The following is a 1,250-nucleotide window of genomic DNA, read 5'->3' on the forward strand; positions in this document are numbered from 1 at the left end:
TCAGCGCTCCATGGATGGTAGTCCGTATCATTTTTCTCACAAGCGTCCCAATAGTGATACTCTAACGGGATCATTTTCTCTACCCTATGGCACTTGGACAACTGGTTTTGATGGGACGTGGAGCCAATATCATTCAAGTGTTAAGGGAATATTTTCCGATATTATGACAGCGGGCAAGTCTTTATCGCTTACACCGTGGATTTCACGGGTTATCGACCGTGATCAAGAGGGAAAGACCTGGCTTACAGGACGGTTGACATGGAAATATTCTGATAATTTTATTATGGGCAGTCGGGTTGATGTTTCCAGCCGTAAACTGGCTATTGCAACCTTTGAGCTTGATCATTCGCGCAAGTGGCTTGGAGGAGAATTAAGCGCGCATATAGGGTTTCATAAGGGGTTGGCAATTCTTGGCNTTGGCTATTGCAACCTTTGAGCTTGATCATTCGCGCAAGTGGCTTGGAGGAGAATTAAGCGCGCATATAGGGTTTCATAAGGGGTTGGCAATTCTTGGCGCTTATGACGATAAAGAGCAAGAGAATACAACAAAAAATTCACCCAAAGGGCAATTTTCCAAATTGTCTTTTTCCCTAGGCTACGTGCGTCCTTTTTCGCTCAAACAATATAACTTTCGCTATAACACGCTGTTTTCAGGACAATTATCACCCGACACGTTGTTTAGTTCAGAGCAAATATCGCTTGGTGGTAGTTCCTCTGTGCGCGGGGTGCGTGAGGCGATTTATTACGGCAATAATGGGGCGTTTTGGCGCAATGAATTGTCGCTGTTGTTGCCAGGTTTTTCTTCGAGAATGGGGCGTAAATTTATGAGCCAATTTGCCCCTTATATGGCGCTTGATCTGGGGGCCGTGGCCAATGATGTAAACAAAAACAGTTTTGGCGGGAGCCTCGTTGGGGCAACTCTTGGTTTCCATGCAACCGGAGACATTACGGATATTGATGTGTCTTATTCGAATATTTTAACCCAATCGACAGTGCGAGAAAAGGGGAATGCGACAGGGGTATTTCAAGTGCGGGCATTATTAAGATTTTAGAGCAAATGGCGGTAAAAATATCGCTGCGCTGTTTATACCCATATGGGTTGTTTTTTTAAGAGATAAAGAATTTTATGAGGAGCTGAAGATGCGGGGATTGAAAAATCAAAAGCATAGATTGGGATATGGATACAAGCGAGGAAAGCGCGTTCTTTGTGTTTTGCAGCGAGGGATCCATAAGGGGCTTTCACTGGTTTT

Annotated in this window: 1 pseudogene; it reads left to right on the forward strand. The window is 44.4% G+C overall.

Features of this window, described 5'->3' with window-relative positions:
* Window positions 1–1,052: pseudogene (locus tag ACFIK7_RS02395) on the forward strand (ShlB/FhaC/HecB family hemolysin secretion/activation protein); the annotation flags it as partial.
* Between the last annotated feature and the right edge of the window lie 198 nt (window positions 1,053–1,250).

Origin of the sequence: Bartonella sp. CL266QHHD, assembly GCF_042195355.1 — a bacterium.
Lineage (GTDB): Bacteria > Pseudomonadota > Alphaproteobacteria > Rhizobiales > Rhizobiaceae > Bartonella.